This window comes from Dactylosporangium sp. NPDC051484 (assembly GCF_040689395.1).
Lineage (GTDB): Bacteria > Actinomycetota > Actinomycetes > Mycobacteriales > Micromonosporaceae > Dactylosporangium.
Map to the genome: position 1 here is coordinate 41,772 of NZ_JBFAZX010000004.1, position 14,734 is coordinate 56,505.

Consider the following 14,734-nt stretch of genomic DNA (forward strand, 5'->3'; position numbering starts at 1 on the left):
CGTGCACCGCCCGACACTTGACGAGGTCGCTGCCCTGGCCGGTGTCGGGCGTGGCACCGTATCGCGGGTCATCAACGGCTCGCCGCAGGTGAGCCCGCAGGCGCGGGCCGCGGTGCACAAGGCGATCGAGGAGCTGGGCTACGTGCCCAACCGCGCCGCCCGCGCCCTGGTCACCCGCCGGACCGACGCGGTGGCACTGGTCGTCTCCGAGTCCGAGGAACGGGTCTTCGGTGAGCCGTTCTTCGCCGGCATCGTCCGCGGCGTCAGCTCGCACCTGGCCGACACCCGGATGCAGTTGTGGCTGGCCATGGCCCAGTCCACCGCGGAACGGCAGATCGTGCAGCGGCACCTGCCGGACCAGCACGTCGACGGCGTGCTGCTGCTGTCGCTGCACGATGACGACCCGCTGCCCGGCCTGCTGGCCGGGCGCGGGCTGCCGACCGTCCTGGGCGGGCGCACCACACACATGATCGAAGCGGGCACCAACCCCGCAACCGCGAAACCAGAAGGCCGCCCGGACGGGCACCGCGTCGCCTTCGTCGACAACGACAACGAGGGCGGTGCCCGCACGGCCGTCGAGCACCTGTTCAGCCTGGGGCGCCGCCGTGTCGCGGCGATCGCCGGCCCGCAGGACATGGGGGTCGGCAAGGCGCGGCTGCGTGGGTACCGTGCGGCGCTTCGCCTGGCGTCCCAGCCGTACGACGACCGGCTCGTCGCATACGGCGACTTCAGCGAGGCGAGCGGCGCCGATGCGATGTACCGCCTGCTGCGTCTCGACCCGGGGCTCGACGCCGTGTTCGCCGCCTCCGACCTGATGGCCGCGGGGGCCATCCGAGCCCTGCGTGAGCAGGGCCGGCGCATCCCCGCCGACGTCGCCGTGGTCGGGTTCGAGGACTCCGCCGTGGCCAGGCAGACCCTGCCGCCGCTCACCACCGTGCACCAGCCGGTGGAGGGCATGGGTCGCGAGATGGCGAGGCTGCTGCTGGCCCGCATCGCCGGCGCACCGGCCGACTCAACCGTGCTCGACACGCACCTCGTGGTGCGCGAGTCGGCCTGAGCCGGCTGCTGGTCGCGCCCGAAGACGCCGATGTTGAGGTGATTGCGACGGTTTTCCCGCAAACGATCGTGGGGCTGCGGGTGGCCCGATGACGGAATGTGCGCACAATGGGGCCGTGAACATCCCGTCCCCGGGCCGCCCGCGCTCCGCCGGCCGGCCCACCCTCGACGAGGTCGCGCTGCGTGCCGGCGTCGGCCGCGGCACCGTGTCGCGGGTGGTCAACGGCTCGCCCCAGGTGAGTCCCGAGGCCCGCGCGGCGGTGCGCAAGGCGATCGATGAGCTGGGATACGTGCCCAACCGCGCGGCCCGGGCGCTCGTCACCCAGCGAACCGACTCGGTCGCGCTCGTGGTGTCCGAGTCCGAGGACCGCGTCTTCGGCGAGCCCTTCTTCGCCGGCATCGTCCGTGGCATCAGCTCGGCCCTGGCCGACACCCAGCTGCAGCTGTGGCTGGCGATGGCGCAGTCCCCGGCCGAGCGCGAGCGCGTCGAGCACCACCTGACCAACCAACACGTCGACGGCGTCATGCTGCTGTCCCTGCACGACGCCGACCCGCTGCCGCAGCTGCTGGAGCGCCGCGGCCTGCCGGTCGTGCTCGGCGGCCGCCCCGCCCAGATGCTCGCCGACGACGAGCGGCTCAACTTCACCGCCCAGCTGTCGCAGCTGTCCTATGTGGACGCCGACAACGAGGGCGGTGCCCGCATCGCCGTCGGCCACCTGCTGGACCGCCGGCGCCGGCGCATCGCCGCGATCGCCGGCCCGCAGGACATGGCCGTGGGTGTGTCCCGGCTGACCGGCTACCGTGAGGCCCTGGAACGGGCCGGGCTCGGCGTCGAGGAGCGGCTCATCGCGTACGGCGACTTCTCCGAGGCCAGCGGCGAGCGCGCGGTGCACGACCTGTTCGCCGCGGACCCCTCCATCGACGCCGTCTTCGCCGCCTCCGACCTCATGGCCGTGGGCGCCCTGCGCGCCCTGCGCACCCTCGGCAAGCGGGTCCCCGACGACGTGGCGCTGGTCGGCTTCGACGACGTGGCGATCGCCCGGCAGACCGACCCGCCGCTGACCACCGTGCACCAGCCGGTCGAGGCGATGGGCCGGGAGATGGCGCGGCTGCTGGTGGCCCGCATCGGCGGCGCTGCGTCCTCGTCGGTGATGGTGGAGACGCACCTGGTCCGCCGCGCCTCCGCCTGACCGCCGTCCGGCGCCGGCTCAAACGTTCCGGCATCGACACCGCGGCGAAACGGGGTGGAAACCCGCGGTAGGCAATCTGTTCGCAGTACCGGAGAACAAGGCGTACACCAACGGCGGCGTACATCCCCGGCCAAGGACGAACGGGAGGTCGACTCCATGCTGCTCAGGCTGCGGGTTGCGCTACCCGACCGTCCCGGCTCACTCGGGCAGGTCGCCCGGACGCTGGGTGTGGTCGGCGCGGACATCGTTTCAGTGGTTGTATTGGAACGGGTCGGCGGTCGTGCGGTGGACGACTTCACCGTGGTTTGGCCGGCTTCGGCCGCGGTCGACCGCGTACTCGCCGGCCTCGCGGCGGTCCCAGGCGTGCGCGTGGACGGTGTGTGGCGCGGCACCGAGCTTTCGGAGCCGAGCAGCGGCCGCGAGGTCGCGCTGATCGGACAGGTGGCGGCAAACCCGGACCAGGGCCTGGCGACGGTCGTGGACGCGGCACCTGCACTGTTCGGCGCGGACTGGGCGGTCGCGATCCTTGTCGGATCGGACTGGGCGGGCGGCGGCGCGCGCGCCCAGGCATGGACCGACTCCTCGGTGGTATGCGCCAGTTGGCGCGCTCCGGTTGTCCCCCCTCAGGTGGACATCGCACCACTCCGGCCCCGCGCGGTGAGCGCAGCTGACGGCGTTCATCTCGCCGTCGCGCCTTTCCAGCGTGCAGGGCTGGTCCTTGTCGTCGGCCGCGGCGGGGCGGAAGGCGACGCTGGAGCACCACCGTTCCACGGATCCGAGGTGGAACGGCTGGCGCAGCTGGTCGGTGCAACCGCGTCTGTGCTGGGGGATCGGCTGGCGGGGCCCGGTTTGGCGGAACCGGGTAAGGCGGGGAGTCGCGTTGCCGGGACCCCCGCTCCCGCCGGCACAAGATCGTCATGGTCGCCCTCAACCGCAGGCGGGGGGCATCGGGAATGACGCTCTGGCGCATCCGGGCCACGGTCGACGACCGCCCGGGCTTCCTGTCGGTCCTCACCGCGAGCCTCGCCCTGCGGAAGGTCAACATCCTCTCCGTGCAGGTGCACACCACCGAGTCCGGCGCGGTCGACGACTTCCTCGTCGAGGCGCCCGACGCCCTCACCCGGGCCGACCTGGTCGACGCCGTGCAGCGCGGCCGCGGCCGAGACCCGTGGGTGGCCCAGGCCGACGTGCGCGGCCTCATTGACGAGCCCACCCGGGTCCTCGCGCTGGCCACGAAGGTCCTTGAAGGCTCGGCCACCCTGGAGGAGGCGATCGCGGCGCTGCTCGGCGACTGCGACATCTCCTGGCGGGCCGGCGCCTCGACCGGCACGGTCGGCTTCACCGCCACCGGCATGCAGCTGCGTGACCCGGCGGGCGGCACCCTGTACGTCCGGCGTCCGGCGCCGGTGTTCACCCCGGCCGAATACGCCCGGGCCCATGCCCTGGTCGAGCTTGCCCGCGTGGCCGCGAAGCGCACGGCGGCCTGAGAACACGCTGAGAACGCCCCCTCGTCGATCGAGGGGGCGCTTCTTGTCGCACCCGTCTACGTGTAGGGTGACGACATGTTGGTTGGGTACATGTCGGAGGGCGATGCGTGAGTGCCCTCGAGTACGCCCGGCTGCAGTTCGGGCTCACCGCGTCGTTGCACTTCCTGTTCGTCATGGTCACGCTCGGCCTGGTCGTGCTCGTCGCCGTCATGCAGACGCGGTACGTCGTGTCGGGCAACCTGGCGTACGGCCGGATGGCCCGCTTCTGGGGCCTGCTGTACGCCATCAACTACGCGGTCGGCATCGCCACCGGCCTCGTCATGGAGTTTCAGATCGGGCTCAACTGGGCGGGCCTGTCCCGGCTTACCGGCGACGTGTTCGGCGCGCCACTGGCGCTGGAGACGCTCATCGCGTTCGTGCTCGAGTCCACCCTGCTCGGCATGTGGATCTTCGGCTGGGGCCGGCTCGGCAAGCGGCTGCACCTCGCGCTCATCTGGGGCGTCGCCGCGACCGCGATGCTCTCCGCGTTCTGGGTCATGGTCAGCAACGCGTTCCTGCAGCACCCGGTCGGCTACGCCCTCGACGCTGACGGCATCGCCCGGCTCACCGACTTCGGCGCGCTGCTGTCCAACAGCGCACTGTGGTTCGCCCTGCTGCACACCGTGTTCGCGGCGATGACGACCGGCGGCATCCTGCTGGCCGGCGTCAGCGCCTGGCGGCTGCGCCGCGCACATCGAGCCCGCCGCCGGCGCGAGCTCGCGCCGGAGGACCACGAGTTGTTCCGACGCTCGCTGCGCCTCGGCATCCGGTTCGGGCTGATCGGCACGTTCTTCACCATCGGCTTCGGCTACGCGCAGTTCGGCCCGATCGGCGACAACCAGCCGACCAAGCTCGCCGGCGGCGCCAAGGCGGTCGCCCAGCAGGCCGCGATGGTCGACCGGTTCGGCCCCGGCGACTACCTGCCCAGCGATTGGGTCGTCATCTCGCTGGAGGCGATGACCGGGATCGCCAACCTGCTGTTCCTGCTGCTGTTCGTCGCGCAGGTGCTCACGTTCCGCGACACGCTGATCCGCCGCCGCTGGGCCCGGCCGGCGCTGTGGATGCTCACCGTCCTCATCCCGGTGCCGTTCGTCACCGCGATCCTCGGCTGGATCGTGCGCGAGGAGGGCCGCCAGCCGTGGGCCGTGTACGGTCTGCTGCGCACCGTGGACGCGGTGTCACCGATGAGCGCCGGGGCACTGCGGTGGTCGACGTTCGGCTTCACCGTGGCCGTCGCCGCCCTGGCCGTCGTTGACTGGTGGCTGCTGGCCCGGGCCGCCGCGCGCACGCCCGGCGGCGAGTTCGGCACCGGCGAGGAGTCCGGCGAGACCGGCGAGCACCGCGAGCTGCGGGAGGCGCTCGTATGAGCAACCTGTGGTACGGCATCCTGGGCTTCTGCCTGGTGGCCTACTTCGTCCTCGGCGGGCTCGACCAGGGCGTCGCCATGCTGCTGCCGGCGCTGCGCGGCGACGGCGAGCGGCGCGCCGCCCTCAACGCGATCGGCCCGATGTTCCTGGGCAACGAGGTCTGGGCGGTCGGCGCCGCGGGCGTGCTCGTCGCCGCGTTCCCGCGCCTGGACGGCGAGCTCTACGGCGCCGCGTACCCGGCGGTGATCGTGATCGTGCTCGGCCTGCTCGCCCTCAACGCCGGCGTCCAACTGCGCAGCCGCGGCCGGCGCCGGGCCGGCTTCGACGCGCTCATCGCCGCGAGCGGCCTGGCGTTGGCGCTGGGCTGGGGTCTGCTGCTCGGCGTCCTGCTGCACGGCGTCCCGCTCGACGCCGGCGGCCACCTGCACGGCTTCGCGCCGCTGAAGGACCCGCAGGTCTGGTTCACCGGGCTCGCCAACGTCCTGCTGGTCCTCGTCCACGGCGCGGCCTTCCTGGTCTGGCGCCTCGACGCTGGGCCGGCGCGGGAGCGGATGCGCCGGCTCGTCGCCCGGCTCGGCCCGGCCGCGGGCGGCGTCGCCGTGCTCGTCCTCGGCGGCTGGTACCTCAAAGCGCCCCCGGGCATCCGCAACCCGGTCGCCGGGACCGCCCTGGCCCTCGTGATCGCCCTTGCCGTCGTCGCCGCCGGGCTCGCGGCGAAGAGGGGTGGCGGGCGGGTGTTCGCGGCCAGCGCTGTGGCGTGTGCCCTACCCGTGCTCGCGGCGGCGTCGGCCCTGTTCCCGGCCGTGCTAGCGTCCACGATGGACCCGGGCGCGACGGTGACCGTCGACGACGCGGCCGCCGGCGGCGAAACCCTGCGGCTACTCGCCCTCGGCGCGGCGCCGCTGCTTGCGGTGCTCGTCGCCGTCCAGGCCGCCTGCTGGTGGCTCTTCCGAGCCACGGGCAGCCGCCGGACGTCTCTGTACTGGTAGGTCACGACACGTGGACAGACGACTGCTACGGCTCGGCCCGGTGCGCCGCTACGCGGTGGTGCTGGCCGGGTCGGCGCTGCTGGCCGCAGTGCTCGTCGTGGCACAGGCGGTAAGCCTCGCCACGCTGCTCGCCGCGGCCGTCACCGGCCGGCTCGACCGCCCGCAGACGGCCGTGTGGCTGACCGTCTGCCTGGCCGCGATAGTGCTGCGAGGCCTGCACGCCGGCGCGCTCGGCGCGATCGCCGGCCGGGCCGCCGCGGGGGTCAAGGCGCACCTGCGGGAGGAGCTGCTCGACGCCGCCGCCCGGCGCGGGCCGGCCTGGCTCACCGGCCGGCGCGCCGGAGAGCTGGCCACCCTCGCCGGGCGCGGCGTCGACGGCCTCGACGGATACCTCACCGGCTACCTGCCGCAGGTGTTCCTCGCCGCCTTCGTCCCGCTCGCCACGCTGGCCTGGCTGGCGTTCACCGACCTCGCCTCCGCGGTCGTCGTCGCGCTGACGCTGCCACTCATCCCGCTGTTCGGCGTCCTCGTCGGCAAGGCGACCGGCGCGCGCACTGCTCGGCAATGGCACCTGCTCAGCCGGCTCGGCGGGCACTTCCTCGACACCGTGCGCGGCCTGCCGACGCTGCGCGCGTTCGGCCGCGAGCCGGCCTACGTGCGGCGGGTGCGCGACACCGCGGAGGCGTACCGCGCCGCGACCATGCGCACCCTGCGCCTGGCGTTCCTGTCGGCGCTGGTGCTGGAGCTCGTCGCCACCGTCTCGATCGCGCTCGTGGCCGTGCCGGTCGGCCTGCGGCTGCTGCACGGCGGGCTGACACTGAGCGCCGCGCTCGTGGTGCTGCTGCTGGCGCCCGAGGCCTACCTGCCGCTGCGGGCGCTGGGCACGAAGTTCCACGCCAGCCAGGAGGGGCTCGCCGCGTCCGCGGAGATTCATGCGGTACTGCTGGATCGGCCCAGGGCCACGACGGCTACGACCGAGCCCCGCCTGCCCCCGCCCGGCGCCGCCATCGCCCTGGACCGGGTCGAGGTCCGCTACGGCGACGTCGTCGCGCTGCGCGACGCGACCCTGCGCATCGAGCCCGGCGACCGGATCGCGCTGGTCGGCCCCAGCGGCGGCGGCAAGTCCACGCTGCTGTCGCTGATTCTGGGCTTCACCGCCCCGACCGAGGGCCGCGTCCTGGTCGGCGGGGCCGACCTCGCCGGCCTCGACCTGGCCGCCTGGCGCGCCCGGCTGGCCTGGATGCCGCAGCGGCCGCACCTGTTCGCCGGCACGGTCGCGGACAACATCCGCCTCGGCTCCCCGGACGCCCCGCTGGACGCGATGGTCGCCGCCGCGGTGGCCGCCGAGGCGGACGGGTTCGTGCGGGCGCTCCCGCGCGGGTATGACACCGACCTCGGCGCGCACGGCCTGTCCAGCGGCCAGCGGCAGCGGCTGGCGATGGCCCGCGCCTGGCTGCGCGCCGACGCCTCGGTGCTGCTGTTCGACGAGCCGACCGCGCGCCTCGACCCGGCCAGCGAGGCCGCGGTGGTGGCCTCGGCGGCCCGGCTGGCGGCCGGCCGCACCGCTCTGCTCGTGGCGCACCGCCCGGCCCTGCTGTCCATCGCGACCCGCACGGTGACCGTCGACGGCGGCCTCGCCGAGCTGCGCCCGGCGGTGGCGGCCCAATGACCTCAGGACTCTCAGGACTCACAGCCGGTTCGCTGACGCGCGGGGGCCTGCTCAGCAGTGGTGCGCTGGTGCGGCTCGTGTTCGCCGGGCTGCTCGCGGTGCTCACCGAGGTGGCCGGCGTCGGGCTCGTCGGCACCGCGGCCTGGATGATCGTGCGCGCGGCCGAGCAGCCGCCCCTCGCGGCGCTCGCCGTGGCCATCGCCGCCGTGCGGGCCTTCGCGCTGCTCAAAGGCGGCATCCGCTACGCCGAGCGGCTCGCCTCCCATGACGTGGTCCTGCGCGTCCTCGCCGACCTGCGCGCCCGGGCGTTCGCCGCCCTGGCCGCGCGCCGGGACCCGGCCTGGCAGTCCTCCTCGCAGAGTGCCTCCCACGCCGACGCGCTCAGCCGCGTGGTGTCCGATGTGGACGCCGTGCAGGACCTGCTGCTGCGGGCGGTGCTGCCGGCCGGGGTGGCCGGCGTCGTCGGGGTGGCCGCCGTGGCCGGCGTCGGGGCCGCCGACCTCCGCGCGGGTGCGCTGCTCGCCGCCGGGCTGCTCGTCGCGGGCGTCGCGCTGCCCCTGCTCGGCAACGCCCTCGCCCGCACCGGGCCCGCGTCGGCGGCGGCGATCGCCCGCACCCGCGGCGAGGTCACGGAGTCCACTGTGGACCTCGTCCACGGGGCCGCGGAGCTGACCGCGTTCGGCGCCATGCCGGCCGCGCTCGCCGAGGCGTCGGCGCGCGGCCGTCGGCTGGCCCGCCTGGAGGCGCGCGCCGCGGCCGTGACCGGGCTCGTGACCGGGGTCGCGGCGGTGGTACCGGCGGCCACCGCCGTGGGCATCGCCGCGCTCGTGCACGGCCCCGCCGCGCCGGTGCTCGCGCTCGTGGCGCTCACCGTCGGCGAGGTGGTGACCCCGCTCGCCGCGGCCGCCGCCCGCCAGAGCGAGGTTCGCGGCGCCGTCGAGCGCGTCCGGGCCCTCGTCGGCGACCGCGACGTTGCCCGCGTCGGCGATGGCGACCGCGACGGCGTGGCCGACGGACCGCGGCGGCGGGCGTTGCGGGAACCCGTGAACGTGCGGCTGCGCGGGGTCACGGTCCGCTATCCGCACGGCGTGCGGGCCGCGCTCGAGGGTGTCGACCTCGACCTGCCCGCGGGCCGGCGGGTCGCCGTCGTGGGCAGCAGCGGGGCCGGGAAGTCGACGCTGCTGGACGCCATCGCCGGGCGGGTGCCCGTCGACGGCGGACGCGTCGACGGGGTGCCCGCCGGGGCCGAGCCGTGGCAGGTGGCCGGTGGCGTGTTCGCCGACGCGCACGTGTTCCACGCCACCGTGCGGGACAACCTCACGCTCGGCCGGGACGGCTTCGGCGACCCAGAGCTGCGGTGCGCGCTGGAGTCGGCGGGGCTGCCCGAGTACGGCGACCGCCTGGACGAGCTCGTCGGCGAGGACGGCGGGCGGCTGTCGGGCGGGCAGCGGCAGCGGCTGCTGCTGGCCCGGGCGCTCGTGGACGCGCCGCCGGTACTGCTGCTGGACGAGCCCACCGAGGGCCTCGACCCGGCCGCGGCGGACGCCGTGCTGGCCACAGCGCTGCGGGCGGCGGGGGAGCGCACGGTGGTGGTCGTCACCCACCGGCAGGCCGACCTGGCTCGTTTCGACGAGGTGGTGACTGTCGAGGGCGGCCGGCTGGCGGGCCCCGTGGCCGGCTGATGCTCCGGCGAGCGGTTGACGCGACCGGCGGCCGGTGTGAGAGCCTGGAACCCGTGGAGGGGGTGCCGCAGCGTGACGCGACCCGGATCGGTGCTGATCCGATCGGGGACTATGTCACGGGCCTGGCCGCCGCGCTGCGCGGGCCGAGCCGTTCGCGCGCCGAGATGATCACCGAGGCGCGGCACAGCCTGGAGGACGCGGCCGCCGCGTTCGAGGACGAGGGCCTGGAGCCGCTGGACGCGCGGCACCGGGCGGTGCGCGAGTTCGGCACGCACGGGCAGGTCGTCCCCGGATACCAGGCCGAGCTCGCCGCCCAGCAGGGTCGCCGCACGGCGACGTGGATCGCGCTCGCCCTGCCCCTCGTCAACCTGCTCGAGCCGCTGATGTGGTGGGACAGCCCCTGGAGCGCGGGCCAACACGCCAGCCCTCTGTATTGGGTGCTCGTCGACCACTTCAAGGCCGCGTCGTTCCTCGCCGCCGGGATCGCCGCCCTGGTGGTCGCGGGCTTCGCGTGGGGCAGCCGCTACCTGCGCGACGGCGTGCGCTACACGCGGGTCGTCGGCCTCGGCGCCGTCACGTTCCTCGGGCTGCACGGGTTGGTCGGGGCCGCGGTGTTCGGGCTGAGCGTCTACCAGTGGCCGGCCGCGGCGACGTGGCCGCCGGCGCTGGCCGGCATGGCGGTCAACACGGCCGCGTTCGGCTACGCCGGCCTGCTCGCGGTTCGCTGCGTCCAGTTCACTCGCACGGCGCCGCGCGACCGCAACGCCGCCATCGCCTGAGTCGCGCTAGCTGAGCCGTGCTGCCCGGCCGTGCCCCCGAGCGAGACTGGCGTCACGCCGACGGTGCGGGAGGCGGCAGCAGCACCGCGCCGATTGTGGCCGTGAACTCCTGCCAGGCCGAGCGCTCTTCGGACAGCACCCGCCGCCCGGCGTTGGTAAGCCGATATGTGCGCCGCTCCCGGCCGCCGACCGTGGACCACGCGCTCTCCACGTAACCGGCCCGCTCGAGCCGCCGCAGCGCCGGATAGACGGTGCCGGTCGGCAGCGCCAGCGATCCGCCGCTGCGCTCCTGCAGGGCCTCGATGATCGCATACCCGTGGCGGGGTTCGCCGTCGAGCACCGCGAGCAGGAGTGCGTCGAGATGCCCGCGTAGCGCGTCCGCCTTCATGTGTAGCGAGTCTACGGGTTGACGTGCCGCTATGCCACGGCAGGGGTTTAGCCGCCCGGCTGTTGGGCAGTCCCGTCGCACACACGGGACGGGGGAGCGGGCGGGATGGCGCGGCAGGAACGCACTTCGACGACTGGGCGGCGGTCATGAGGCGGCGATCGGAGGCCGCGCGGGACGTCGACCTGCAGTGGCCGACCGGCCTCGGCACCGCCCTCGCCATCGCCTCGGGCCGCGCGCTGTCGTACCGCCGCGGCGTGCCCCGGCCGGTCGTCGCCGCGCCCCGCTGGAGCACAGCCCGCGGCCGGCACGCCCGCCGCGACCCCGGCACCACGCTCGACGCGGGCGTGGTCGCGCGGTGGCTGGCCGGGCAGCTGCCGCCGGGCCGCTACAACGGCCTGGTCGTGGGCTCCCCGCACGGCGCCGCCCTGCACCTGGCGGCGGCGCTCGGCGTGCCGTGGCTGCCGGCGGCGTTCGAGCTGCCGACGGCCGACATCGCCGCCGCCGAGGGCAGCGGGGCGGCGGCGGCCGGCGAGCGGCACGCCCGCGTCATCCTCGACGCCAACCCCGACGTGACGGTCCGGCAGATCTACGACCCGGTGTGGCGCGGCTGGAGCCCGGCCGCGACCGCCTACGCGGTGGTCCGCTGGCGACGGCTGCCGGAGGCCTACCGGGACCTCATCGCCGATCGGCTGCGCCCGGGTGCCCCGATCGTCGTGACCCGCGACGTGAGCCGCTGGCTGACCGTGTCCGGCCCGGAGGGGTACACCTTCCAGCTCGGCGGCCGCTCCACCGGCCTGGCAGCGTCCGATTACTACGACCGCCGCACCGCGCCCATGCAGAGCGACCTGCCGGAGGACAGCGACGGCGAGCGCAGCGTGGACCGCGGGTTCGTCGAGGACCTGCGCCGCTACGCCTCCGCGCACGGCCATCCGGTCCGCCAGATCCTCTACCGCCACCCCGACGTGCTCAGCGGCGCGGTCGCCGACCTCTACCGCGACTGGCTGCGCGCCGGCGCCCGCACCGGCAACCGGCTCGTCGTCGAGTGCGGCCGGCTGTTCGACCCGTGGCACGTGGTGCGGGCGGGCCTGGTGCCGTACTGGTGCGAGCACCCGCTGCGCTCCGCGGTGCGCGCGGCGTCGTGGTGGCTGGCCGGCAGCGAGCCGTTCACGTCGGTCGACGTGCTGCCGGAGCCGCCCGGGGTGCCGCTGCCGACGACCGCGCCGCTCGCGGAGTGGGAGGCGGTGGCGGCGTTCGGGACCCGGCACGCGCTCGTCGACGGGCGGTGCGCCCGCGCATACCCGTCCGGCTCCGTCCCGGCCCACCACGCGACACAGGTGCTACGTGGGCATCCGCACGACCTGCCGTACCTGCCGTTCCTGGAGGCCGACGCCGCGCTGGCCGGGCTCGCCCAGCGCGGCCAGACCGACGGCCTGCTGGTGCTGTGAGCCCGGCTGGCGCGGCGCCGGGGCGCGGGCTCAGGCGGCCGTGGTGTCCTCGGACTTCTCCTTGTTCTTCTGCACCTTGCTGATGACGTCGTGCAGCGGCTTCGTCCCGCTGCCGACCACCACGCCGGTGATGATCGCGTCGACCCAGACCGGGATGCCCTGCCAGCCGGTGCCGGCGATGGAGTGCAGCAGATACAGCCCGCCGGACGCGGAGGCGACGGTGGCCAGCGCGACCGCGATGCCCCACGAGATCAGCCCGCGGCTGGCGCGGCCCTTGTCGACCAGCGACTTGGCGTGCGCGACCTGAATGAGGTCGTCGAGGGTGGCGTCGTGGTACTTGTTCGCCATGTTCGCCACGGCCCGCTCCAGTTCGCCCTTGGCGTGCTGACCGGGCATGAACCGGGCGAAGGGCTCGAGCACCCGCTCGAGCGCGGTGGCGAACGCGAACAGCACGCCGAAGAGCGCGGTCGCGTCCGGCAGGTGGATCTCTTCGGCGTTGACGCCGAAGTGGTACAGCGCCCAGGAGCCCGCCCCGCCCGCCGCGACGAGCAGGAACGCCGCGATGAGCGCGCCGACGCCGGCCGGCTGCGACGCCACCGCGGCCGCCTCGCCCCCGGGCGCCGCCACGCCGTCGTCCCCGGCCGCCGCCACGGCCGCGCCGATCCCGGCCCCGGGCACATTCGGGCCGGGCACTCCCGCGACCGGCCCGGGGGCGGGGATGCGCTGGGTCACGTCGTCGGCCGGTCCGGGCTGGGCGGGCACGGGCGGCCGGGCGAGGTTGGGCGGTGCGACCGCGGCCGCGGCCACGACCCGGTTGCTGGTGTTACCGAGAACGGCGTTGCGCCGGACCAATGCCATGCGCGCGACGCTAGCGCCCGTCGATGTTCGGATTCATCCGGGGATCGTTCAACTTCAACTCGTTCCTTCGGGGGTCAAACTCGTTCCTTCGGGGGTCTCCTGATTCTTTTCGCCTCGGGGCGCGACAGCGGCGGGGCCGCCGCCCGCCCCGTGTGGAGCGGACGACGGCCCCGCCGACGTCTGGTGCTGCCCTGTGGTGCCTTTCGCGCTGTCGCTTACGCGGCCGGCGCGGAGGCCGAGCGGGACGCCGAGGCCGAGGCGCTCGCCGACGCCGAGGCGCTCGCCGACGCCGAGGCGCTCGGGCTCGCGGTGCCGGCCGGCGGCGTCAGCGCGCTGCCCTTGACGTACTCGTCCCAGGACTTGTCCCAGTCGGTCCAGCCGTTGCCCCAGGCGAGCTTGCGGGTCGTGTTCTTCACGATCACGACGTCGCCGATCTTGGTCAGGTTGTACAGGAACTTCGCGTTCGACTCGGAGACGTTCGTGCAGCCGTGCGACACGTTGCGCTTGCCCTGCGCGTCCACCGACCACGGGGCGGCGTGGATGTACTCGCCGCCGCTGGTCATGCGCTGTGTCCAGTAGACGGTCTCACGGTACGGGTCTTCCGGGTCGGTCCCCACGAACAGCTCGGACTGGTTCTTGTCCATGACCACCATGTGCCCGCTGGACGAGGGGGTCTTGGGCTTGCCGAGGCTGACCGGGATCGTCTTGATGACCTGGCCGTTCTGCTCCACCGTCATCTGGTGGGTCTTGTCGTCCGTGGTCATCACGATGCTGTCGCCGATGTTGAACGTGCTCGTGACGTCCTTGGTGCCCCAGCCGGTCTTGGTGAGCTGGAGACCGCCGACGGCGAGCCGTGTGCTGATCTTCGTGCCGGCCTTCCAGTACTCCTTCGGGCGGTAGTGGACCTCGCCGCCGTTGAACCAGTGCCAGGTGCCGACCTGTGGCGGGTCGGCGGTGACCAGCAGCCGCTTCTCCACCGAGGCGCGCAGATCCTGCGGGACGCTGGAGCCGAACCGCACGACGATGGGCATGCCCACGCCATACGTCTTGTTATCGGTGATCGCCGTCGAGGCGTTGACCGTCTTGCCGGGTTTCGCCATCGTGGTGAACGTGATCTTCTTACCGGCGGTGTCGCCGGCAGAGGTCACGGTCGCCGTATATTGCGTGCCGTATTTGAGCTGCGTGGCGGGGATCCAGGTCGTCCCGTCGGAGCGGAGCGCGCCCGCCACCGTCGCACCGGAGGCGTCCGCGAGCGTCACCTGGGCGTTGGAGCCCGGCGCGGCCTGCAGGGACAGCTCGGTGGCGGTGGAGACGTTGCTCGCGCCGTCGGCGGGGGCGGTAAAGGTCGCCTTGATCAGCTCGGCGGACGCGGAAGCCGAGGGGCCGCCGGCACTGCCGTCAGGGCCGGTCCATTTGGGCTTGGAACCGTCGTTGCTGCAGCCCGCAGCCAGAACGGCGACACCCGTGAGAGCGGCGATCGTGGCCAGTGCGCGTGCGGAGACTCCCATGTCCACACCTCCTTCGTTGGGCTAGCTAGAGCATGTACCGGTGGCAACACCGGTGTATCCCGTGTTTGTGCCACCGGTCCAAACTTGCGCGAACCCCGTGGTGGCGAGTGATCTTGCATTGCGACATCGTGGGAAGTAACCGATGATCGCAGCCATCCGCTTATTCGACGCGTTCCGGACTGCGTGAGGTTGCGTGACAGTTCGGTAACGGGGCCCCGACCTGCCGCTCGTGGGATTTCTCACGACCTTGCGGGTGGTCGGCCGCCGATGCGCACGG

13 protein-coding genes are annotated in these 14,734 nt (G+C 74.0%); 10 read left to right on the forward strand and 3 right to left on the reverse strand.

What is annotated here, in order from left to right; genetic code table 11:
• Nucleotide 1: 1 nt before the first annotated feature.
• From AB0367_RS08905 to AB0367_RS08945, 9 genes are all read left to right on the forward strand, one after another.
• Nucleotides 2-1,057, forward strand: coding sequence for a LacI family DNA-binding transcriptional regulator (locus AB0367_RS08905; protein WP_366225657.1), 1,056 nt, complete (start codon nucleotides 2-4; stop codon nucleotides 1,055-1,057).
• Nucleotides 1,058-1,178: 121 nt separating this feature from the next.
• A complete protein-coding gene (locus AB0367_RS08910) occupies nucleotides 1,179-2,246 on the forward strand; it encodes a LacI family DNA-binding transcriptional regulator (protein ID WP_366226032.1) in 1,068 nt (355 codons plus the stop codon).
• A 156-nt stretch (nucleotides 2,247-2,402) separates the two neighbouring features.
• A complete protein-coding gene (locus AB0367_RS08915; RefSeq protein WP_366225658.1) occupies nucleotides 2,403-3,203 on the forward strand; it encodes an amino acid-binding protein in 801 nt (266 codons plus the stop codon).
• Nucleotides 3,200-3,733, forward strand: coding sequence for an ACT domain-containing protein (locus AB0367_RS08920; protein ID WP_366225659.1), 534 nt, complete (start codon nucleotides 3,200-3,202; stop codon nucleotides 3,731-3,733). The genes AB0367_RS08915 and AB0367_RS08920 overlap by 4 nt, the downstream gene beginning before the upstream one ends.
• 107 nt (nucleotides 3,734-3,840) lie before the next feature.
• Nucleotides 3,841-5,139, forward strand: a complete 1,299-nt coding sequence (locus tag AB0367_RS08925; RefSeq protein WP_366225660.1) for a cytochrome ubiquinol oxidase subunit I — start codon at nucleotides 3,841-3,843, stop codon at nucleotides 5,137-5,139.
• Nucleotides 5,136-6,128 (forward strand): cytochrome d ubiquinol oxidase subunit II, encoded by a 993-nt coding sequence (locus AB0367_RS08930; RefSeq protein ID WP_366225661.1) that lies wholly within the window; start codon nucleotides 5,136-5,138, stop codon nucleotides 6,126-6,128. The genes AB0367_RS08925 and AB0367_RS08930 overlap by 4 nt, the downstream gene beginning before the upstream one ends.
• A 10-nt stretch (nucleotides 6,129-6,138) precedes the next feature.
• A complete protein-coding gene (gene cydD / locus AB0367_RS08935) occupies nucleotides 6,139-7,797 on the forward strand; it encodes a thiol reductant ABC exporter subunit CydD (protein WP_366225662.1) in 1,659 nt (552 codons plus the stop codon).
• A 68-nt stretch (nucleotides 7,798-7,865) separates the two neighbouring features.
• Nucleotides 7,866-9,479: a thiol reductant ABC exporter subunit CydC gene (cydC, locus tag AB0367_RS08940; RefSeq protein WP_366225663.1), complete on the forward strand. Its 1,614-nt coding sequence runs from the start codon at nucleotides 7,866-7,868 to the stop codon at nucleotides 9,477-9,479.
• A 53-nt stretch (nucleotides 9,480-9,532) separates the two neighbouring features.
• Nucleotides 9,533-10,258, forward strand: a complete 726-nt coding sequence (locus AB0367_RS08945) for a permease prefix domain 1-containing protein (protein ID WP_366225664.1) — start codon at nucleotides 9,533-9,535, stop codon at nucleotides 10,256-10,258.
• A 52-nt stretch (nucleotides 10,259-10,310) separates the two neighbouring features.
• Here AB0367_RS08945 and AB0367_RS08950 read toward each other — a convergent pair whose 3' ends face one another.
• On the reverse strand, nucleotides 10,311-10,646 hold the full coding sequence (locus AB0367_RS08950; protein WP_366225665.1) for a helix-turn-helix transcriptional regulator: 336 nt from the start codon (nucleotides 10,644-10,646) through the stop codon (nucleotides 10,311-10,313).
• A 146-nt stretch (nucleotides 10,647-10,792) separates the two neighbouring features.
• Between AB0367_RS08950 and AB0367_RS08955 the strand changes: the two genes are divergently transcribed.
• Nucleotides 10,793-12,091: a hypothetical protein gene (locus tag AB0367_RS08955; RefSeq protein WP_366225666.1), complete on the forward strand. Its 1,299-nt coding sequence runs from the start codon at nucleotides 10,793-10,795 to the stop codon at nucleotides 12,089-12,091.
• 30 nt (nucleotides 12,092-12,121) lie between these two features.
• Here AB0367_RS08955 and AB0367_RS08960 read toward each other — a convergent pair whose 3' ends face one another.
• Together AB0367_RS08960 and AB0367_RS08965 are read right to left on the reverse strand one after the other, a co-directional pair.
• Nucleotides 12,122-12,949, reverse strand: a complete 828-nt coding sequence (locus AB0367_RS08960; RefSeq protein WP_366225667.1) for a hypothetical protein — start codon at nucleotides 12,947-12,949, stop codon at nucleotides 12,122-12,124.
• 215 nt (nucleotides 12,950-13,164) lie between these two features.
• A complete protein-coding gene (locus tag AB0367_RS08965) occupies nucleotides 13,165-14,457 on the reverse strand; it encodes an Ig-like domain-containing protein (RefSeq protein WP_366225668.1) in 1,293 nt (430 codons plus the stop codon).
• Between the last annotated feature and the right edge of the window lie 277 nt (nucleotides 14,458-14,734).